The sequence below is a fragment of the Streptomyces sp. NPDC048604 genome (genome assembly GCF_043199435.1).
Classification (GTDB): Bacteria; Actinomycetota; Actinomycetes; order Streptomycetales; family Streptomycetaceae; genus Streptomyces.
This window is the reverse complement of record NZ_JBICVX010000012.1, coordinates 135,944-155,420: the sequence shown is the minus strand read 5'-3', so window position 1 is coordinate 155,420 and position 19,477 is coordinate 135,944. Positions and strand designations below refer to the sequence as shown.

Annotated in this window: 18 protein-coding genes and 2 pseudogenes; 12 read left to right on the top strand and 8 right to left on the bottom strand. The window is 71.4% G+C overall.

Going from position 1 to position 19,477, the window contains the following annotated elements; genetic code table 11:
* Positions 1–3: 3 nt before the first annotated feature.
* Both ACGFMM_RS24485 and ACGFMM_RS24480 read left to right on the top strand, forming a co-directional pair.
* Complete coding sequence (locus ACGFMM_RS24485) at positions 4–882, top strand: class I SAM-dependent methyltransferase (RefSeq protein WP_393648560.1); 879 nt, start codon at positions 4–6, stop codon at positions 880–882.
* Positions 879–1,877, top strand: coding sequence for a polysaccharide deacetylase family protein (locus ACGFMM_RS24480; RefSeq protein WP_393648559.1), 999 nt, complete (start codon positions 879–881; stop codon positions 1,875–1,877). The genes ACGFMM_RS24485 and ACGFMM_RS24480 overlap by 4 nt, the downstream gene beginning before the upstream one ends.
* On the opposite strand, the gene ACGFMM_RS24475 is transcribed toward ACGFMM_RS24480, so the two are convergent.
* Positions 1,843–2,505: a low molecular weight phosphatase family protein gene (locus ACGFMM_RS24475; protein ID WP_393648558.1), complete on the bottom strand. Its 663-nt coding sequence runs from the start codon at positions 2,503–2,505 to the stop codon at positions 1,843–1,845. The two genes, ACGFMM_RS24480 and ACGFMM_RS24475, sit on opposite strands and share 35 nt — an antisense overlap.
* The gene (locus ACGFMM_RS24470) at positions 2,502–3,929 is read right to left on the bottom strand and encodes a polysaccharide biosynthesis tyrosine autokinase (RefSeq protein ID WP_393648557.1); all 1,428 of its coding nucleotides are present in this window, start codon (positions 3,927–3,929) and stop codon (positions 2,502–2,504) included. The genes ACGFMM_RS24475 and ACGFMM_RS24470 overlap by 4 nt, the downstream gene beginning before the upstream one ends.
* Positions 3,930–4,220: 291 nt before the next feature.
* On the opposite strand from ACGFMM_RS24470, the gene ACGFMM_RS24465 reads away from it, so the two are divergent.
* The 10 genes and pseudogenes from ACGFMM_RS24465 (at position 4,221) to ACGFMM_RS24420 (ending at position 13,974) form a co-directional block, all read left to right on the top strand.
* Positions 4,221–5,054, top strand: a complete 834-nt coding sequence (locus tag ACGFMM_RS24465; RefSeq protein WP_393648556.1) for a glycosyltransferase family 2 protein — start codon at positions 4,221–4,223, stop codon at positions 5,052–5,054.
* Positions 5,051–6,382, top strand: a complete 1,332-nt coding sequence (locus ACGFMM_RS24460; protein ID WP_393648555.1) for an O-antigen ligase family protein — start codon at positions 5,051–5,053, stop codon at positions 6,380–6,382. Before ACGFMM_RS24465 ends, ACGFMM_RS24460 begins: the two co-directional genes overlap by 4 nt.
* Before the next feature lie 12 nt (positions 6,383–6,394).
* Complete coding sequence (gene gmd, locus ACGFMM_RS24455; RefSeq protein ID WP_393648705.1) at positions 6,395–7,423, top strand: GDP-mannose 4,6-dehydratase; 1,029 nt, start codon at positions 6,395–6,397, stop codon at positions 7,421–7,423.
* A 31-nt stretch (positions 7,424–7,454) separates the two neighbouring features.
* Positions 7,455–8,984, top strand: coding sequence for an oligosaccharide flippase family protein (locus ACGFMM_RS24450; protein WP_393648554.1), 1,530 nt, complete (start codon positions 7,455–7,457; stop codon positions 8,982–8,984).
* The gene (locus ACGFMM_RS24445; RefSeq protein WP_393648553.1) at positions 8,947–9,996 is read left to right on the top strand and encodes a hypothetical protein; all 1,050 of its coding nucleotides are present in this window, start codon (positions 8,947–8,949) and stop codon (positions 9,994–9,996) included. Before ACGFMM_RS24450 ends, ACGFMM_RS24445 begins: the two co-directional genes overlap by 38 nt.
* Positions 9,997–10,096: 100 nt before the next feature.
* Positions 10,097–10,717, top strand: a complete 621-nt coding sequence (locus ACGFMM_RS24440; protein ID WP_393648552.1) for a hypothetical protein — start codon at positions 10,097–10,099, stop codon at positions 10,715–10,717.
* Between the two features lie 68 nt (positions 10,718–10,785).
* Positions 10,786–11,049 (top strand): annotated as a pseudogene (locus ACGFMM_RS24435) (transposase); the annotation flags it as partial.
* 799 nt (positions 11,050–11,848) lie between these two features.
* Positions 11,849–11,992, top strand: coding sequence for a hypothetical protein (locus ACGFMM_RS24430; protein WP_393648551.1), 144 nt, complete (start codon positions 11,849–11,851; stop codon positions 11,990–11,992).
* A gap of 368 nt (positions 11,993–12,360) precedes the next feature.
* Positions 12,361–13,230 carry a hypothetical protein gene (locus ACGFMM_RS24425; RefSeq protein ID WP_393648550.1) on the top strand — a complete coding sequence of 290 codons (870 nt, stop codon included), beginning with the start codon at positions 12,361–12,363 and terminating at the stop codon, positions 13,228–13,230.
* 174 nt (positions 13,231–13,404) lie between these two features.
* Positions 13,405–13,974, top strand: a complete 570-nt coding sequence (locus ACGFMM_RS24420) for an SMI1/KNR4 family protein (protein ID WP_393648549.1) — start codon at positions 13,405–13,407, stop codon at positions 13,972–13,974.
* 66 nt (positions 13,975–14,040) lie between these two features.
* Here ACGFMM_RS24420 and ACGFMM_RS24415 read toward each other — a convergent pair.
* The 6 genes and pseudogenes from ACGFMM_RS24415 to ACGFMM_RS24390 form a co-directional block, all read right to left on the bottom strand.
* Positions 14,041–14,349, bottom strand: a pseudogene (locus tag ACGFMM_RS24415) (transposase family protein); the annotation flags it as partial.
* A 355-nt stretch (positions 14,350–14,704) separates the two neighbouring features.
* Entirely contained in the window at positions 14,705–15,253 is a 549-nt protein-coding gene (locus ACGFMM_RS24410; protein ID WP_393648548.1) for an RICIN domain-containing protein, read from the bottom strand.
* Between the two features lie 135 nt (positions 15,254–15,388).
* A complete protein-coding gene (locus tag ACGFMM_RS24405) occupies positions 15,389–16,318 on the bottom strand; it encodes an LCP family protein (RefSeq protein WP_393648547.1) in 930 nt (309 codons plus the stop codon).
* Positions 16,319–16,415: 97 nt separating this feature from the next.
* Positions 16,416–17,570, bottom strand: coding sequence for a glycosyltransferase family 4 protein (locus ACGFMM_RS24400; RefSeq protein WP_393648546.1), 1,155 nt, complete (start codon positions 17,568–17,570; stop codon positions 16,416–16,418).
* Positions 17,567–18,712 carry a glycosyltransferase family 4 protein gene (locus tag ACGFMM_RS24395; RefSeq protein ID WP_393648545.1) on the bottom strand — a complete coding sequence of 382 codons (1,146 nt, stop codon included), beginning with the start codon at positions 18,710–18,712 and terminating at the stop codon, positions 17,567–17,569. The genes ACGFMM_RS24400 and ACGFMM_RS24395 overlap by 4 nt, the downstream gene beginning before the upstream one ends.
* Positions 18,709–19,476, bottom strand: a complete 768-nt coding sequence (locus ACGFMM_RS24390; RefSeq protein WP_393648544.1) for a WecB/TagA/CpsF family glycosyltransferase — start codon at positions 19,474–19,476, stop codon at positions 18,709–18,711. Before ACGFMM_RS24390 ends, ACGFMM_RS24395 begins: the two co-directional genes overlap by 4 nt.
* Position 19,477 lies beyond the last annotated feature (1 nt).

Sequence of the window (19,477 nt, the reverse complement as noted above, 5' to 3'; positions counted from 1 at the left end):
CGCGTGCAACCTACCCCCCTCAGCCGCCGCATCGCCGCCGGCCCGCTCGCCATCGTCGCGGGCTTTCCCATCCGCTTCGCGACCGTCGCGCGGTACAACGCCTCCGTCCTGCGCCGCTCGGGAAGCTGGCTGTGGCGTTCGCGGGAGAACGCGTGCTTCACCTACGACCTCAAGACGGTCAACCGGGACCACCTGGCCTGGTTTTCCGCAGCCGTCACCGGGCGGCCGGCGGGAGAGCTGCGGGACCATCTCGACGAGGTCGAGGCGGACACGGCCTTGCGGGAACACATGCGCTCGGTCCTCGCCTCCGGCCCCCGTCGGCGCACCTGCGACCATCTGGTGCGCTACGCCCGGCGGGCGGCCGTCTACGCCGTCGTGCGGGCGATGAGGCCCACGCACGTCGTCGAGGCGGGGGTGCACCGTGGGATCACCAGTTGCCTGATCGCAGCCGCCCTGCTGCGCAACGGGCACGGACGGCTGACGGCTGTGGACATCGATCCCCAGTCCGGGGAGTTGATCCGGGACGAGCCCTACGCGAGCGTCGTCGATCGCGTGGTGGGTGACTCCGTCGCCGCGCTGGCGGATCCCCGGATCCGCGAGCGCGGGGTCGATCTGGTGGTTCTGGACACGTACGTCGACGACCGGCACGAGGCCGCGGAACTGGCCGCGGTGCTACCCGCGCTCACGGACCGTGCTGTCGTGCTGTCGACGACCAGTCACTTCCTGGGGTCCTTGGCCGAGTGGTCCGAGTCCCAGGGCCGCGCGTTCCTGCATTTCCGGGAGGATCCCGCCGAGCACTGGCATCCCGGCGAGGGCTACGGCGCGTCGTTCCCCCGGCACGACGCGGGCTCCCCTGCTGCCTGGTCGGGCGGCCCCGCATGAGCCTCACCGACGCCGCGGCCCGCCGCACGGCCTGGTACGAGCGGTACGAGCGGTGGCACGGGCTGGACCGCGCCCTGCTCCGGTCCCCCGCGCAGACCTGGTTCCGCCACCGTGCTGCGGGGCTCCTCGCGGTACTCGGCTACCACGGTGTGGAGGACCCCACGACCTTCGCCGCTCACCTGGACCGGCTGACCGAGACCGCGACGCCCCTCTCTGTGGACCGGGTCGAGGCGGCTCTGCGCGACGGGTCGCCCCTGCCGTCCCGCAGCGTTCTGATCACGTTCGACGACGGCGACCCGAGCGTGCTCGATCACGCGCTGCCGCTGCTGGCCGAGCGGGGCATCCCGGCCGTGTGCTTCGTGATCGCCGGGCTCGTCGGCACGGACGAGCCCTTCTGGTGGGACGAGCTGACGCATCTGCTCAGCCATGGCGGCGTCTGTCGCGCGATTCCGTCCGGCCTTCCCGCCCCCGCCGCCGCGTACGCGCTCAAGCAACTCCCCGACCGGCAGCGCCGGGACGCCCTCGCGGAACTGCGGGCCACCGCGACCACGCCCCCGCCCCGCGCCCGACAGCTCACCGGCACCGACCTGCGCGCCCTTGAGGCCGGCGGGATCGCGATCGGCAACCACACCTTGACGCACCCCTGCCTCGACCGCTGCGACGACGGGACACTGCGGCACGAGATCGAGGACGCCCACCGGCTCCTGACGCACCATCTCGGACATCCGCCGACCGCCTTCGCCTATCCGAACGGCGACTTCGACTCCCGCGCCGACGCCCTGCTGCAGTCGTTGGGCTATCGGTCCGGCTTCCTCTACGACCACGCCCTGAGCGACCCTGCCGGCCAGCACCCGTTGCGGCTCAGCAGACTTCGGGTGTCGACCCGTACGACGCCGGCGCGCTTCGCGACCGTGCTGTCCGGTCTGCAACCGGCGGTGTACCGGACGGGTCTCAGGGTGGTCAGGTCCGTGCGGCAGGTCCGAGGGCGGCCGTGAGCAGCGCGGCAAGGCGGGCGACGAGCGCGTCGATGTCGCCGGCGCAGCGGCGCAGGACCTCGTGCGGTGCGCCCATCGGGTCGGCGATGCCGTCCTCGACGGGGAGGGGCGCGATCACGGATCCGCGGCGCCCGGCTGCGTGCGCCGCGAGGTCGCGCCCTGGCTCCGTACCGACGTGGTCGCCCTCCGACAGCCGGATGAACTCCTTCAGGGTGAAGCAACGGCGCATTGCCGTCGGGGCCAGGCGCACCGCGGCCTCCCGGTGCCGGTGCTCCATGCCCAGCACCAGGTCCGCTTCCGCGACGAGTCGTGCCGTGAGGGGCTGGGGCCGGAAGTCCTCGCCGTCGCCCCCCAGTTCGGTGAGCACCGACCGGGTCTCCCGGTCCATGTGATCGGTCCGTACGGCCTGGGTCCCGGCGCTGGCGACGCGTACCGGAGTGTCGGGGCCGAGGCGGGCCACGAGCAGTCGTTCGGCCAATGGTGACCGATAGAGGTTGCCGGTGCACACGAACAGGACGGAGTAGGAGGCGCCCGGCGCGGCGGACGCGGACGCGGGTCGGTGTGCCGGGAGACGGGGCGGGGCAGGGTCCGCTGCCGCCGGGCGCGGGCCGCCGAGGTGTCCCGTCATCCTCGTGCTCCTGCCTGCCGGACCGCGGACCGGGGCACGGGCAGCTCGCCGTACGTGCCGTAGCCGCCGTAGCCGCCCCTGGGGAGCTCGGCCATGTTGAAGACCGCGCCCAGGGGACGGGCGCCGACCTTGCGCAGCGAGTCCACGGCGTTGCGCACCTGTTCCCGTGTGGTCTTCGAGGCCCGTACGACGAGGAGGGTGCCCTGGGTGAGCGGGGCGAGGCCCACGGTGTCCGCCACGGGCAGAAGGGGCGCGGTGTCGACGATGACGACCTCGAAAGCGCCGGCGAGCTCCTGCAGAACCTCCCTCATCTGCGCCGACGCGAGCAGTTCCGTCGGATTGGGCGGGATGGGGCCGCTGGTGAGCACGGCGAGCCCGGCGGGTCCCTGCTGCATCATCTCGCGGACGGACGCGTGTCCGATCAGCACGGTCGTCAGACCCGCGTCACGGACGAGCCCGAGGGTGCTCGCGATGCAGGGGCGGCGCAGGTCCGCGTCGACGAGGCAGGTGGAGATGCCGGCCCGGGCCAGCGACACGGCGAGGTTCGCCGCGGTGTTGGTCTTGCCCTCGCCGGGCAGCGAGCTGGTCACGGCGATGATCCGCGGACGATCCTGGCCCACTTGGGCGAACTGCAGGTTGGTGCGCAGTCTGCGGAAGGCCTCGGCGCGCGCCGAGTTCCCCGCCTCGTCGAGGGCGACCGGGTGATCCGGGGCGTCCGAGTCGTACGGGATGCCGGCCAGCAGCGGCAGGGCGGTGGCCTCGCTCAGCGTCTCGCCGGTCTTGAAGGTGGTGTCGAGGGCCTCGCGCAGTGCGGCCAGTGCGACGCCGAGCAGCAGGCCGCCGAACAGTCCGACGGCGAGGTTGAGAACCGTTCGCGGGGAGACGGGTTCGGTCGGCGGGACGGCACGCTGCGTCACTCCGAGCGTGACCGGAGAGACCGGAGCCGGTGGTGTGACGCCGTCCTCGGCGACGTCAACAACGCGCCGCGGGGTCTCCAGCCGCTCCACGACCTTGCTGAAGTGGACGGCGACGGCATCAGCGGTGCGGGCGGCACGGCGCGGATCGGTGTCGGAGACGGTGATGTCGATGAGAACGGTGTTGACGGGCGCCTCGGCGCGGATGCGTTCGGCGAGCTCGTCGGGGGTCGTGGGCAGCCGGAGTTGCTTCACGACCCGCTCGGTCACCTGACGTGTGTTCACGATGTTGGCGTAGGACTGGACTCGGGCCTGCGAGAAGCTCTGGCCCTGGTTGAGCTGCATGGTGTCGGCGCCGGCGTGCGCCGCCACGAACAGCTGGGTACGGGCTTCGTAGACGGGGGTGGTCGTCGCGTTCGCCGTCCAGGCCGCGATGGCGCCGAGCAGCAGGCACACCACACAGGACGGCCAGCGCCTGACGACGACGGCCAGGAAACCACGGAGATCCAAGGAGCACCCCTCAACCAGGTCGGGGCCACGGCCCCGCAATCCGTTTTGCCCAGATTCCGGGGCAGAGCATATGCATGCGCCACCAGGCATGACACGCAGCGGAGCCGAGCGTTCAGCCCTGTGCGTCGGGAAGAGCGCGGCGCGTACGCCCAAGCGGGCGGTCGGCGGCGTGTGCGCGGGTGTGCTCCGGCCGCACGGCCGTGATCGTGCTCGACACTGAGGCGGCACACAGCAGCGCACATCGCAATCCGAGGGGGCCGCTTGCCGTCCGCACCCCAGGTCGCCGTACTGATGACCAGTCACAACCGCCGGGACAGCACCCTTTCGGCGCTCGCCGCCGTCGGCCGGCAACGCAGCATGCCGACCGGGACGGTGCTGCGCACGCATCTCGTCGACGCCGACAGCACGGACGGAACGGTGGACGCGGTGCGCCGCCAGTACCCGAGCGTGCGGCTCCGCAGCGTCGGGTCCGAGGTGTTCTGGGGCGAGGGCATGCGCATCGCCAGCCGGGACAGCCGCTCGGCGGACGCCTCCGGATGGACACACCAACTGTGGCTCAACGACGACGTCGAACTCGACGACGACGCCGTGGCGACGCTCCTGGCAACGGCCCGCGACGTCGGCGGAGACGCCGTCGTCGTCGGAGCGGTGCGCGCCCGGCCGTCCGTGACCGCCGATCCCGGGCGCACCACGTACTCGGGGCGCAGCAGGCGCGGCCGCGTACTGGACCTGGTCGAGCCCTGCGGCCGGCCCGAGCCGTGCGACACGTACAACGGCAACGTCGTTCTGCTGCCGCGTGTCGTGCTGGAGCGCGTGGGCGACATCGACCGCCGCTTCAAGCACGGCATGGGCGACTACGACCACGGTTTCCGGGTCCGGCGGGCGGGTTTCCGCTCCTTCGTCGCGCCGCGTCACGTCGGGGTGTGCGACGCCAATCCGCCGCTCGCCGGCTCCCGCGAGCCGGGCATCGGGGTGCGCGCCGCGCTGCGCCGGGTCACCTCGCAGCGTGAACTGCCGCCCCGCCAGTGGTGGCTCTACTGTCTGCGGCACAACTGGCCCTGGGCCCCGCTGCTGTTGGTCTCGCCGTACGTCCGGACCGCCGTGCGGGCGGCGGCTGCCCGGTGAGCCCTTCGCTCCTGCTGCTCGCCGGGGTGGGCCTGCTCACCGGGGGCGCGCTGACCGTCGTGTTCGTGCGTGCGCCCGCTGTCGGCGTGTCACTGCTGCTGGCCGCCGGACTGTGGCCGGCTGCCCACAGGGAGACCGTGGTGCACGCCGGCGTCGATCTCACCGTGCAGGACCTGCTGGTGTGCTGCGCCCTCGCCGCGGCCGCGGTGAACGTGGTGCGCCGCACGCCCGCCGCGCGGCGTGCGCTGCTGCTCCTGATGGTGATCCTGCTGCTGACCGCGGGCTCTTTCGCCGTCGGGGTCTCCTCGTTCGGGCTGCAGGCCGCCGGGAACGACATGCGTGCGCCTTTCCTGTACGTGTTCGGGCTGGCCCTGTACGGCTTGACGCTGACGTACGACGCCACGCTGGTGCGGCGCCTCGCGGCCGTCTGGGTGGCAGCGGCGTGCGTCGAGGTGCTGCTCGCCGGGCTGTGGTGGACGGAGAACGGCATCGGCTCGGCCGTCGGGCAGGTGCTGGTCGGAGGTGTCGCGAGCGAGTCCCGTGCCCTGTCGGCCCCCGAGGCTCTGATCATCGCGCAGGCGGCGGTGCTCGTGCTCTTCGCGTCCTCGTTCGGAGCCCGTCGGTACCTGCTCGCCGCCCCTCTGCTGGTCGCGGTGGTCCTGTTGCAGCACCGCACCGTATGGCTCGCGACGGCGGTGATGGTCGGCGTGTGGCTGCTTGCCGGGCCCGGAACCGACGGCACGGGACGGAAGGCGGACAGGCAACGCCGTGGACTGCGGATCGGATTGGCGGTCACGGCGGTCGGTGTCGGGGTGTTCGCCGTGTCCTCCGGTCTGCTCGGCCGGCTGGGCGCCGGGCTGACCGTCTCCGCGTCGGACAGCGGCACGCTCGCGTGGCGTGCCTCGGGCTGGTCCGCGCTGCTCGGCACCCTCGACGGGTTCGGCGACTGGCTGACCGGGCGGCCGTTCGGCGCGGGGTTCGACCGGCTCGTCGACGGCCGGATCGTCGTCGTGTCCCCCCACAACTACTTCCTCCATATCCTGCTGCGGATCGGCCTGGCGGGCCTGCTGTCCTTCCTTGCCCTGTACGCGTCGACGCTGGCCGGCGCGCTGCGCCACCGCCGTCGTCCGGTCGGCCGCGCGGTGGGAGCGCTGGCGTGCAGCCAGCTCGTCTTCGCGCTGACCTACCAGCTCTGCCCCGAACAGGGCCTCGTCCTCGGTGCGCTGTGCGCTCTCACCGCAGGCGTGCCGCTCCGCCGTGAAACCGGGCCGGCTCGTCCGGCCACCCCCGAACGGACGCGCCCGCGCGCCGCCACGACGCACAGCTGAGGTGACCCAATGCTGCCCAAGACCGCTCTGATCACGGGAATCACCGGGCAGGACGGCTCGTATCTCGCCGAACTGCTCCTGTCCAAGGGCTATCTGGTGCACGGCCTGATCCGCCGTTCGTCCTCGTTCTCCACCGGGCGGATCGACCACCTCTACCAGGATCCGCACGAGCCCGACGCCCGGCTGCGGCTGCACTACGGCGATCTCGCCGACGGCTCGCGCATCAGCGCGCTGCTGGAGCAGATCCGGCCCGACGAGGTCTATCACCTGGCCGCTCAGTCGCATGTCCGGGTCTCGTTCGACGAGCCCGAGTTCACCGGTTCCACCACGGGGCTCGGCACCACCCGGCTGCTGGAGGCGATCCGGATGACGGGCCTGCCCTGCCGCTTCTACCAGGCGTCCAGCTCCGAGATGTACGGCATCACGCCCGCGCCGCAGTCCGAGAGCACGCCCTTCCATCCCCGGTCGCCGTACGCCTGCGCCAAGGTGTACGCGTACTGGATCACCCGCAACTACCGTGAGGCGTACGGCATCCACGCCGTCAACGGGATCCTGTTCAACCACGAGTCCCCACGCCGCGGCGAGACCTTCGTCACCCGCAAGATCGCGATCGCCGCGGCCCGCATCGCCCGCGGCGAGCAGAAGGAGCTGCACCTCGGGAACCTGGAGGCCCGCCGCGACTGGGGCTTCGCGCCGGAGTACGTGGAGGCGATGTGGCGGATGCTCCAGCGCGACGAGCCCGACGACTATGTGGTGGCCACCGGCACGAGCTACAGCGTGCTCGACTTCCTCACCCTGTGCTTCGAGCACGCCGGCCTCGACTGGGAGCGGCACGTCCGTTTCGACGAGCGGTACCTGCGCCCTTCGGAGGTCCCGGACCTGATCGGCGACGCGTCGAAGGCGGAGCGCCTCCTCGGATGGCGGGCGTCGGTCCGCACGCCCGAGCTGGCGCGGATCATGGTCGACGCGGAACTCGGCAGGGACGCGGGCGCCCTGCCACGCCCGACGACTCCCCCGGTGGCGGCGCCGGATCCGCGATGACTCCCCCGCCGTACCTCGACCGCGTCGCCGCATGAGCGAAGCCGCCGGGCCGGGGCTCGCGCCCACGGCTCCGCAGGGCGCGCCGGACAGTCGTGCACGGCGCGCCCTGCACGGGCTGCTGTGGAACTACGGGAGTTCGCTGGCGACGGTCGTCCTGCAACTCGGCTACAGCGCGTGCACCTCCCGGATGGTGTCACCCGCCGCGTTCGGCGCGTTCGCGACGGCGTCGGCGGTCACCGCGGTCGTCGGGTACTTCTCCAACAGCGGCATCGCCACCTGTCTGCTGACCGCCGAGCGGCTCAGCCGGCAGCTCGTGGCGCTCGCCCTGCGGGTCGCCGGGGTCTGCGGCGTCCTGTGCTTTCTCGGGGCGCAGGGCGTGGCCTTCGGGGTGGGTTTCCTGTGGGACATGCCCGAGCTCGAGCCAATGGTCCGGCTGATCGGCTTTCAGTTCCTGTCCCTCCCCGCGGGCCTCGCCGCGGTCGCCGCGCTGCACCACTGCGGACGCACCCCGCAGGTCGCACGGCTCCAGCTCGCCGGCCACGTCACGGCGGCCGTCGTCTCGCTCGTCCTGCTCGTGGCAGGCCGCTCTCCCCTGGCTCTGGCGGCCTGCGCCCCGACGAGTTCGGCCGTGCTGCTGCTGGGAGCGCTGTGGCTACTGCGCCGGGAGAACCTTCCCGACGGCTCCCGCCCGCCGGTGCGCGGGCTGGTCAACGCCTCCGGCTTCTTCAGCGGGTTCAGCCTCGCGCAGTACGCCGTGATCAGCGCCCCGCTGTGGCTGGCGGGCCGCTTGGGGGCGAGCGCCGCCGGACACTACTCACGCGCGAGCATGTTCACCGGTGTGCCGGTGACGGTGCTCGCGCAGGGCATCGGGCTCACCACGACCCCCGTGCTCGCCGCCGACCGGGGCCGGTCCCGCCAGGCGGTCGCCGACGTTCTGTGCCTGGGCTCGGCGATCGCCTTCATCGGGTTCGGCGCCCTCGCCGGAGTGGGGCCGGCCGCGCTGAACCTGCTGCTGGGACCGGGCTGGGAGACGGCGGCCGCCCTGGTGCCGCTGCTGGCCGCGGGTGCCGCCCTGACGCTCCTGTCCTCCGTGGGCGACAGTGTCAACCAGGCTCGGGACGACCGGCGATCCCTGGTGGTCACGCAGGCCTGGGCGACCGCCGCCGTCGCCCTCGCCCTGACCGTGGTCGTGGCGCGCCAGTCGCTCACGCTGCTGGCCGCAGCCGCCGTCATCGGCCCATTGGCCTGCCACGTGGCCCAGCTCGTGCGCTGGCGCGTCCAGGGCGTCGTCGCCGTGCGCCCGGTACTGCGCGTCCACGCCGTACACCTCGCGGCCGGGGCCACGCTCGCGCTGGCCGGTCACTGGGGCGCGGTGGCCGGGGGCGGTCCGCTGCGCGGACTGCTGCTCGGCGGGGCAGCCGCGTTCCTCGTACTGGCCTGTGCGCTGCCGCTGCGCAGGCGTCTGCCGCTCCACTCCGTGGCGGTGCGCCACGGCCTGCTTCCCCGTCCCTCCTGGAGTGCCCGTGTCCGGTCCGCCGCTCGTCCTGCACGTCAGCAATGAGCTTCCTCCCGTCAGCCCCGACTACGGCTTCCTCCGTGCCTTCCGTGAACTGAGCGCCGAGGGCGTCCTGCGGCACGTCTGGTTCGCCCCGGCCGCCGCTCCGGGACGCATCGCCGAAGTCGCCGCCGGTGTCCGGCCGGACCTCGTCTTCGTCCAGTCGCCGCAGCCGCACCGCTGGACGCGACGGGCCGTGGGCGCGCTGCTGCGCAGACTGGGCTCGCCGCCGGTGGTGGTCTGGGAGGGCGACGCCTGGGGCGGGCGCAAGCGGCTGCGCACGCGGAACCTGGCGTGGCTCCGGCACGCCGAAACGGTGTACACGGTGGCGGCCGGCCCGCAGGCCGAGCTGCTGCACCGGGCGTCGCGGCGGCCGGTGCGGTACGTGCCGCACGTGGCTCCGCTCTGCTTCGCCGGGTCCGCGGACGAGGGGCCGGCGCCCCGGGGGGTCGCGATGCTGGGCTCCCTGCTCACGTTCTGCGGTGTGGAGCTGATCGCGGACGACGGCGAACGGGCCCTGCTGGCGCGGGAGCTGGTCCGGCGACGGGTGGGCGGGCCGGAGGGGGAGTTCTCGGTCTACGGCCGGGGCTGGCGCGGTCCGCACGCGCGCGGTGCCGTGCCGTACGACGACCAGGTCGTGGTGATGCGCAGAGCGCTGGTCACCGTCGGCTGGGACCGGTTCCGCCGCTACCCCGGCTACTTCTCCGACCGGTTGCCCATCGCGCTGTGCGCGGCCCGTGTCCACGTCACGTCCCGCCAGCCGGACCTGGACTGGCTGCCGGGCGCGGAGAGCGGGCTGCACCTCGCCGACACGCCGCGCGAGGCCGCGGACCGGGTACGTGACCTGCTGCGCGCCGACCCCGGACGGCTGCTCGCCGACGGCGCGCGAGGCCACGCGTGGGCTCGGGCGCACCTGACCGAGCTGCACGCCTTGCGGTACATGCTCTCCGCACACCTTCCGGTGTCCGCGCCGCGGTCCGGCCCGTGGCCGGCGATCGCGCGCCTCGGTGCCGGCTAGGACTTGTCCGGCCGATCATGCGGCATTCCGCCGAGACCGAGGCCCCGAAGGGTGCCAGGAAATTCGATCTTCGTCCCTCTGGGCTGTGGCAGGTGCTCGTATGTCCAACCCCATCGCGTACCCGGTCTTCCGTACCCGCGACCCTGTCCTGGCCCTACACGTCGCGCGACAGCTTGCGGCAGTCAGTGACCAGCAGTACGCGCAGGTGTCGGTGGATGTCGAACTGCGGACAGTCTGGGAAGTGCTGCGGATACGTCGAGCGCTGCCCGATTCCTGGTTCAGGAAGGAGGACATCGAGGACTGGGCACGGGATCCTTCCGACCCGACAGGTCTGCACGGCGGTATCCACGCATCCGAGCTCTCTTGTGATCAGGACTTCCTGCACTCACACCTGCCGCTCTGGGCATCCATGGACGATTGGCCCGTGGGCAGCGTCGAGGAAGAGTTCGCTGCCTTGGTGGGTTCGAACATCGGTGAGATCTGGTGGTCCGGTCTGGTCTGGCCTGACGTGCCAGCGAGTGGCATCCACGGCGAAGCCAACCATGCCCGGGTTTCACTGCTGTTCAACTGCCGCTCGGCAGATCTCGACGAGCGCGCCGATGACCACACTGTGCTGGTCCACGTGCTCCGCAGGAGTAACGACAAGGAGGCTGAGGAACGACACGCCTCCTGGTTGGCAGAGCGGATCGGCCAGTCCGTCATCGGCCCACGACAGGAGTAGTCCCCATTCGGGCCGGCCGTGCCAGGTCGATCATGTGACTGCCCCATCCCCGGGTCGTTGGGACCGGCATGGGACGGGGTGACCCGAGTGACGCCGCATGGAACGGCTGCGGCCGTTCCTGCCGGTGAGCAACAAGCGTTGTGGCCGGTGGCGGGACCACCGGCAGGTGATCAACGGGATTCTGCACCGAGTACGGACCGGCGTGCAGTGGCGAGACTTGCCCGAACGCTTCGGGCCCCTGGAAGACGGTCTACGAACGGCACCGATTGTGGTTGGCCGACGGCACCTGGGAACGCCGGCTCCAGCAGCTCCCGGCCGAGGCCGACGCCGCGCGGGCGAGATCGACTGCCTACCAAGCTGCACTACATCTGGCGAGCATCCTCATCCGGGCACGACGCTGACCACAGAGACGGAACGCAGCCGGAGCGAAGTAGCACGCGTCACCCAGACTCACCGGTGAGGCAGGCGTGACATAGGCATTGGTCCGGGTGAGGAGCGTACGGCGCCGTCTCGGCTCGGAACCGGCATGCGTACTGCTCCAGCGTCGCGGAGATGTCCGCTGCGTAATCCGCTGAGCTGAACCCACGAGCGCGTCGGGCCTCTTGCAGTCGCTGCAAGACCCGCGGCGTGTGAACGAGCTTCGGCCGGAAGCTGTGGAGGTGGCGCGTCGCCATGTCGATGACCACCCACCGCCCGGTGTGCCGCTCGCGTCCCACGGACGTGATCCGATCACCCCCCGGACCCCAGTACGCGTCGGCTACGTACACCTTCGCCCCGCCCTTGAAACACTTCGTCCCGGGGCGCAGCTCCTGGCCTCCAACTCCGCATCGGCGCCATGCCACGACGTTTGCAGCCACCAACCAGACTGGCTCCAGTTGCGGGCCGTTCGACTGGTCCACGCGTCCCCCTCCAGATCCGCAGCAGCCATCGTAATTCGCCTGGCACGAGTGCCACGCTTCGTTTTGCTCTCGTCCTTGTCCGAGCCTCTGATCAGTCCCGGCGGATCTCCAGTAGGCCCTGCTCGCCGTGCACGTCTGAGGCAGTTCCCCGTCGCTGCGGGAGTTGGAGCGGCGCAGCAACGGTGTCCTGCGTCGTAACACGATCAGCGACATGCTGCGTGGGTAGCCGTCGGTGCCGGACGACGACCGCTTCATCGCGTTCCTGCGGGCGGGTGGCATCGACGACGCCAGTCTGGACGTCTGGGTGTTCACCTGGCGCCGACTGGTGGCGCTGAAGCAGTCGCCTGCGGTCGCGGGCTGGATGGGGGCGGGATGAACTCGGCCTCCCGCGCGTGACCTCACGCGGCCCTGACGATCGGAAGGCACGTACCGAACGGTGCGGGCCTTCCGCATGCCCGGGCTCGGGGCTTGCGTCCTTTGGCAAGCGCCGTGGTGAGCAGCCGCTGTGGCTTTGTACGCGAGAACGGCAGCAGGAACGGTTGTCGGCGGATTTCGGAAACGCCCGGCAAGGGCGACGAGATGTCGCCGACCCGGCGCACGGTCAACCGCGCGCTCTCCGCGGCCCGGGGTGGGACGCCAAGCCCATTGGCTTCCCCCATCATGCTGAGATCTGATGTTCGTACTCCGACGGCGCCGAAGAGGCCGCTGGCTTCTTCGACAAGAACTAAGGACTGTGGAACGACTGTGACTGACCCTGCGAGCCACCCCTTCCCGGTCAAGGGCGAGGTCGCCGTTTTCCATGGTGACCGCTACCCGGCCCGTGGCGCCGTGGGCCTGTGGCCGTGCATAGATCTGCTGCCTGAGCCGGGCCGTCCCGCGCCCGAAGGGCTCGCGCCGCGCGAGGCCGCCGACGGATCGGTGGGATACCCGGTTGCGCCGGAGCGCCTGGCAGCCTGGTACTCCGTGACGTGGACGTTCCGCTGGCGCGGCGAGCTCTTCGAGTGCACCGCCGCCACGCCCACCACGCTCTCGGGCGACTATCTCGGCTCCGACGAACACTTCGCCAAGGAACACCTCAAGCGCCGCGGCATCCGCTACCGCGGCGTGTTCCCGCGCGACGAGGTCACCGAGCTGGAGGAGCACCATGAGGATCTGCTGCAGTCTCTGCACGCCCTGGTGCGGCGTCTGCCCGAAGTCGGCCACTTCCGTCCCAGGGCCTACGCGGTTTACCGCGGCCGGGCGTATCCAGCTGCTGCCGAGGCCGACGCCGCGGGCCTCATAGCCCTGGCCACCGGCCATGACCGGCCTGAGGACCTCGTCGCCGATCACCGGGCCCCGGGTGGTGAGCACTTCCTCGCCACCCCGGAGCAGTTGGACGCCTGGTACCAGACCCACTGGACCTTCCGCTGGCAGAACGGCCCCTTCGACGCCGTCGGGACGGTGGACGGCAGGATCAAGGGCGTCTACACAGGCGGCAGCTGGGGCTTCGCGAACTACATGAATCTGACCCACGAGCCGGATCCCAACGGGGCGTACACCCGGTACACGGTCACGGTGAACCTCAACAACGTCACCGACCTCGAACAACATCGCACCGACCTACTGAACCAATAGCCGAGGGCCTGGGGCGTGCGGTCGCGGGCGGGCACTTCGCTGAGGGGCCGATCACGGGGAGGGATGGAACACGCGCTCGAAGTACCATCCCTGCAAGGCTCTCCGGCTGGTACTTCTCAACCTCCGCAGTGGCGTAGTCGGACGGAGACATCCCTGCAGAGAGGGCAGAGGGCGATGAGTGCGGCTGAGAGTTGGTCGCGTGTGATGAGTCTTCTTCGGGAGCACGCGCCGGCCGATCACGCGGATCTGCCGGGGCCCGCTACGGAGCAGATGCTCGCGGCAGCCGAAGAGCGGATGGGGATCTCCCTGCATGGGGACCTGCGGACGTGGCTGTTGCAGAACAACCTGGATCTGCCGGAGGAAGATTTCGAAGACGACGTGATGTGCTGCGGGAACGACGGGTTCCCCGACGAGGGAAGCTTCTTTCTGGGTATCCGGGCGATGGAGGGGCTTTACGCGAACCGCTCCACGTCCTTCGGATTCGACCCTCCGGACCAACCGGACTACCCGTTCTGGCGGAACGAGTGGATCCCGTTCCTGTCGGACCAGGACGGCTGGAGGGGAAAGTTCATCGATGTGCGGGACGGGCGCGTCGGCAGCTGGTTCGTGGGTGAGATCACGGTCGCGGGCGAGTACGAGTCGATGGCCCAGTATTTCGACTCCGTGGCGGAGACGCTGATGAGGATCGCCGATGGAAGCTCCCCGGTCTGTCGGTTCACCGAAGGTCGACTTGTCTGGTCGTGAGACGGTTCTCAACTGCATGACGGCCATTGCCAAGCCGTTTTCGCCCTCGAACGGCAATGAGCCTCGTCAGCGTTGACGTTCCAGGGTGAGGATGGCTGCGGCGATGACGGTCATCCGGTTGGGGCTGCAGCGGGCCCGGCGGAGGATCTGCCAGGACTTGAGTCGCGCAATGCTTCGTTCGACCGGTGCTCGTGCCGCTGACAGGGCTCCGTTGATCGTCCGCTGGGTTGTGGTGAGGTCCCGGCCGGGAAGCCGTCTGATAGGTGTGGTCACCCAGGGGCCGGCCCCGATGTAGGCGCGGTCGGCGAGCACGGGGACGCCCTGGCGTTCGCAGATCCGGATGATGCGGTGGGCGCGGGCCGCGGTCAGGTCGTGAGCAGCAGACCACGAACCTGAACCTGACACGGCAAACCTGAACACGCGCCACACCGAAGCCCTCGGCGTCTCACGGCCAACCGTGCACGAGCTCGTTCGTGTGGAGACTCGGACAAACCCCGAGCAGGTCCACAGTTCCGCAGTTCGCAGCGCCAGGCGACTCGGACGTTTCACCGTGTGACCCGGACGCGCCGTTCCGGGTCGCGACCCTCAGCGTCCGGGCCTCAGGCTCTCGCGCCCCCACCTCGAATCGGGGCAAATCCAGGCGCGTGTCCGGGTTCCGTCAGGGTTGAAATCGGCGTTCCACTTGTGGTGCGGGCTGCCCCGGCCGTGTGGCCGGGGCAGGGCGGCGCGGTTAGAACTCCGAGGGGTTGTGGATGGTCCACTGCTGGTTGGTACCGCCGTACCAACCCCAGGCGATCATCTGAACGTTGTTGGTGGTGCCGCCAGGCACGTCCACGACCCGCATAACCTGGTGCTGGGGGTCGGAGTTGGGGTTCTCGATCTTGAAGGTGGACCTACCGCCGAACCACTTCCCGGTGTGCTGATCCGCCCACTTCTGCGCCCAGTGGTCGTTGCAGGGCCAGATGATGAGCTTGGCTCCCCACTCTCCGCTGCCGGCATCGATGGCGAGGCACTGGCCGGTCTCGACGTTCTTCAGCCTCCCGTTGTCGGGCAGCCACTGCTGGTGGGTTCCGCCGTGGCAGGGGAACTGCATGACGCACGACCCGGCGGCGGTGCCGGCAACGTCCAGGCACTTGCCGCTCGCCACGTTCTTGTAGACCAGGCCCGATGCTGCGGACGCGGTGCTGGCCGTGGCGGCCTGAGCTGCCAGCAGAGCCAGGGCTCCTGCGGCGGCCGCTGCAGCTCGGGCCGAGATACGCGGAGTCCAACGGAAAGACATCGGTTGGTGATCATGTCACACGGCTGCTTGCCGACCTGGCTTGCGGTGCCTGTAGTCGGCCACGGTGATCGCGTCATGATGGCCCGGACTGGTCCTAGAGCCGCAGTCGGCTGGTGCGGCGCCGGTGCGTCGCCGTCAGCTCTTGGGGCGGCCGTCCGGGCGGTAGGCGTTGTAGAGCTGTCGGGGCAGGGGCTTGTCCTCGCGCAGTGCCTTGAACACCGCCTCCCCTTGGTGCTCGACCATCTGGTAGTTGCTCGGGCGGTCGGGGTCCTCCACGCACGGGAGGGTGACGATGGTGACCCGGTCCGCGGGGATGGAGCGGGCGCTGCTCGCCAGAGCGAACAGTTCGCCCGGTGACTCCAGGCCGGGGTCGGCCGTCAGCGCGGAGGTGACGGCGTCGAGGACCGGCCAGAGCCGGGCCGGGTTGCCGAGCGTGCCCGCTGCGCGCAGTTTGTCGTACAGATTGCGGACGAACTGCTTCTGCCGTTCGATGCGCTGCAGGTCGCTGCCGTCGCTGACGCCGACTCTGGTCCGCACGAAGGTCAGCGCCTCCTTGCCCTTCACCAGTTGATGCCCCGGTTGCAGGGTCACCCCGAACTCCGGTTCGCGCACCGGCTCCGTGACGTCGACCTCGACGCCGCCGACCGCGTCGATGACCTCTTCGAAGCCGGTGAAGCTGACGACCAGATGATGGTCGACGCGGATGCCGGAGAGGCCCTCGAAGGTCCGGATCGCACAGGCCGCGCCGCCAAACTGGAAGGCCCAGTTGAACTGCGCGTACTGGGCGCGGCTGCGCGTGCCGTCCGGCTTGAGGCAGGCGGGGATGTCGACCATGAGATCGCGCGGGATGCTCACGGCCGCGGCGCGCTTCCGGTCCGCGGACAGGTGGAGCAGGATCGCGGTGTCGCTGCGTTCGCTGTCCTTGACGGTCTCCAGGTCGGAGCCGAGCAGGAGGATGTTCTGCGCCTTCGGCGCCAGGGCCTTGGGGCGGAAGGCATGGTCTCTGGCCAGCGCCCGGGCGGCGGCCTCGTCGGTGCGGATGTTGCCGTCGAGGCTGGCGTACATCGTGACGGCCGCGACAGCGGTGACCGTCGTGAGTGCCGCCAGACCCAGCCCGGCCCGGAACAGGATGCGCCTCGCGCGGCTCGGGGCTGTCGGGCTGTCAGGTCGTTCTGATGTTGCCGCCGTGGGTCGTCCCATGGATGAGGCCTTCCACACCACCGGCGAACCTGGCCGCCATTCCCTCGACCGTGTAGCGCGCCGCGTCCGCCTGGCAGGCACGGCTCAGCCGGGCGAGCACGTCCGGCCGCACCAGGAGGCCCGCCACGGCGTCCGCGTACGCCTGGGGGTCGTCGGGCGCCAGGAGCGCGTTGCGTCCGTCCTCCAGGTACTCGAACTCGGGCCCGTGGTACGGCCAGGGGCAGGTGACGAGCGGGGTGGCGAGGGCGAAAGAGTCGACGGCGCACAGCCCGACGGCACCGGGCACGAGCAGGACGTCGGAGACGGCCGCGAGTAGCGCCTTGTCGTGCGCGTCCGCGGGGCCCCGGTACACGATCGGCGCTCCGGCCGCCTCGGCGGACCTGATCGCCGGCCGCAGTTCGCCGTCGCCGGCGAGCAGCAGCCGGAATCCGGGCAGCAGTCCGGCGATCCGGGAGGCTGCGTCGAGCAGGAAGGGAATGCGCTTGAGGTGGTCGAGCCCGCCGACGTACAGCGCCGTGCGCCCCGGGACGAGGCCGTGCCGCTCGCGCAGCCCGGCCACCTCGGAGTCGGTGACCGCGGCGCGGGCCGCGACCAGGGCGGTGGTGTCGAGGGTGTTGTGGACGACGGTGACGCGGTCACGGGGCAGCCCGGCACGTACGGCGTAGTCGCCGCCGGACGCGGTGTAGGCGAAGAACCAGTCGGCGCGCCGGGTCAGCGCCGCCTTGGCCCGGCGTTCCGCCGGCCCGTGGGCGGAGACGTGCGTCCTGCCGTGCCCCCACAGCCCGACCGGGCGGCGGCGCGGTCCGGCCAGCAGAGCGAGGGTCCGCAGGTGGTGCATGGACTGCGGGAGCACCAGGGCGTCGGTGGTGCGGGCGAGGTCGTCGATCCGGTGCCAGATCAGGTCGCGTCCGGCGATCCGCCAGGAACGCTGGGACAGCGCGACGGATCCGGGCAGTCCGACGGTGTCCCGGCGGGCCGCGGACATGCCGACGGGGCGTCCGTGGGCGACGACGAGTCCGATGGCGCGGCGGTCCAGTTCGTCGCGGAGCCTTGCGAAGAACGGCAGCCGGTAGCCGGTCAGGTAGGGCACGACGAGGCCGACCCGGGCCGTCCTCATGCCGTCAGCTGCCGGTAGAGCCCGGTCACGCGGTCCGCCCACACCTGCTCGCCGTACTGGCGGGCGTACACCGCGCGGCAGTGCTCGCGCAGTTTGGGGAAGACGCGTTCCGCGGCGTGCAGGGCGTCCTCGAACGGGGCGTCCCAGGCCGTGACCGTGCCGGTCCCCTCGGCCCTGATCGCGTGCGGCACCGAGGACCCCTCGAAGGCGAGTACGGGCAGTCCGGCGGCGATGGCTTCCAGGTAGACGAGGGGCACGGCGCCCTCGTAGCAGCGGCTCGTGAAGACGGCCCCGCGGTACCCGGGCAGCAGCGTGCGCAGGGCGCCGCGTTCCAGGGCTCCGAGGAACCGTACGGACGCGGGAGCGACGGCCTTGCAGTCGCGCTCCAGCGGCCCCGTTCCGATGACGTCGAGACGTGCCCTCCGCGGCCAGCGGCGCAGCAGGTCGAGGATGCCCTTCTCCTCGGTGAGGCGGCCGACGTAGACCCAGGCCTGCGTCGGCGCGGCGGTGTCGGCGGCGGGCGCGGGCACGAAGTTCGGCACCAGCGCCATGCGCGCCGACGGGATCCCCGCGCGTTCGTACGTCGCGCGGCTCAGCGCCGACAGGACGATCAGCCGGTCGGCGCGCCGCAGCAGCGGGTCGTGGGCCGCGCCGTGCCGGGTGGCGAGGGCCAGTGGGAGGGTGGCGAGCCGCGAGCCGCGGTAGCAGCCGTTGCGCAGCCCGGCCCAGCGGTCGCCGTCCGGGCAGCGGGTGCAGGGGGCGCCGTCGCGGTAGAGGACGGCGGAGGCGCACAGGGGACGGTAGTTGTGCAGGGTGGCGACGAGCGGGCCCGTCCACTCGGTCGCCCAGGCCCGGCCGAAGTTCGGGAACAGGTTGTGCACGTGGACCACGTCGGGGCCGATCGCCTGGAGTGCGGCGCTTGGTGAACGGCCTTGTCCGGTGGCGACCGTGGCGGCGCAGCGCAGGGCGTGCAGGGGTCGGGCGGCGAGGTCGTCCGTGCGGGCGGCGACGACGTGGACCTCATGGCCGGCCCGGCCGAGGGCTGCCGCCTGGTCGGCGACGACGGTGTTCTCGCCGCCGGGGACGGAGGTCCCGTAGAAGCTGTGGACGAGTGCGATGCGCAGCGGGCGGTCGGCGGTCACGGGCGTGCTCCCTTCCACGCCGCCCAGATGAAGCGGGGGTGCCCCCACAGCACTCGGCGGGCGAGGCGGCGGGGTTCGCTGCCGAGCCGGAACAGCCATTCCAGTCCGTTTCGCTGCATCCAGAGCGGGGCCTGCGGTTTGTTGCCGGAGATGAAGTCGAAGGCGGCGCCGACGGCCACGTAGACGGCGGGGTGGAGGGCGGCGAGGTGGGCGGCCTCGTGGTCCTGTTTCGGGGTGCCGAGGCCCACCCAGACGATGTGGGCGCCGCTCGAGGCGATCCGCTCCGCCTGCGCGAGCCGTTCGGCGTCGGTGAGGTCGCGGAACGGCGGGGCCTCGGCGCCGACGATGCGGGCGCGGGGGAAGCGGGCGACGAGCCGGTCGGCGAGGCGGTCGAGGACGCTCGGGGTCGAGCCCAGGAGATAGTGCGTCAGCTCCGCTTCCTGACCGGTGCGGACGACGTCGAGGAGGAGGTCGGGGCCGTAGACACGCCGGGGCGGCACGTTCCGGTCGCGGTGGGCCAGACGGTTGGCCCACACCACTCCCTGCCCGTCCGGAAGGTTGAGCCGGGCATGACGCAGCACCTGGCGCAGTCCGGGATCGACGTCGGCCAGAGCGAGGGTGTACGCGTTGCACAGGTGGACGTCGGCGGCCTCGCGGGCGAGGGCGAGCTGCACGAGGTGCGCGGTGGCGGCCGCCGGGGTCACGGCCGCCACCGGCACTCCGGCGCATTGGACGGTCGGCAGGCCGTCTGCGGCGATGGTCATC

Coding starts and splice junctions, on each gene's coding strand:
- ACGFMM_RS24480 (WP_393648559.1), top strand. CDS start 879: ATGAGCCTCACCGACGCCGCGGCCCGCCGCACGGCCTGGTACGAGCGG.
- ACGFMM_RS24475 (WP_393648558.1), bottom strand. CDS start 2,505: ATGACGGGACACCTCGGCGGCCCGCGCCCGGCGGCAGCGGACCCTGCC.
- ACGFMM_RS24465 (WP_393648556.1), top strand. CDS start 4,221: ATGACCAGTCACAACCGCCGGGACAGCACCCTTTCGGCGCTCGCCGCC.
- ACGFMM_RS24450 (WP_393648554.1), top strand. CDS start 7,455: ATGAGCGAAGCCGCCGGGCCGGGGCTCGCGCCCACGGCTCCGCAGGGC.
- ACGFMM_RS24440 (WP_393648552.1), top strand. CDS start 10,097: ATGTCCAACCCCATCGCGTACCCGGTCTTCCGTACCCGCGACCCTGTC.
- ACGFMM_RS24420 (WP_393648549.1), top strand. CDS start 13,405: ATGAGTGCGGCTGAGAGTTGGTCGCGTGTGATGAGTCTTCTTCGGGAG.
- ACGFMM_RS24410 (WP_393648548.1), bottom strand. CDS start 15,253: ATGTCTTTCCGTTGGACTCCGCGTATCTCGGCCCGAGCTGCAGCGGCC.
- ACGFMM_RS24405 (WP_393648547.1), bottom strand. CDS start 16,318: ATGTACGCCAGCCTCGACGGCAACATCCGCACCGACGAGGCCGCCGCC.
- ACGFMM_RS24400 (WP_393648546.1), bottom strand. CDS start 17,570: ATGAGGACGGCCCGGGTCGGCCTCGTCGTGCCCTACCTGACCGGCTAC.
- ACGFMM_RS24390 (WP_393648544.1), bottom strand. CDS start 19,476: ATGACCATCGCCGCAGACGGCCTGCCGACCGTCCAATGCGCCGGAGTG.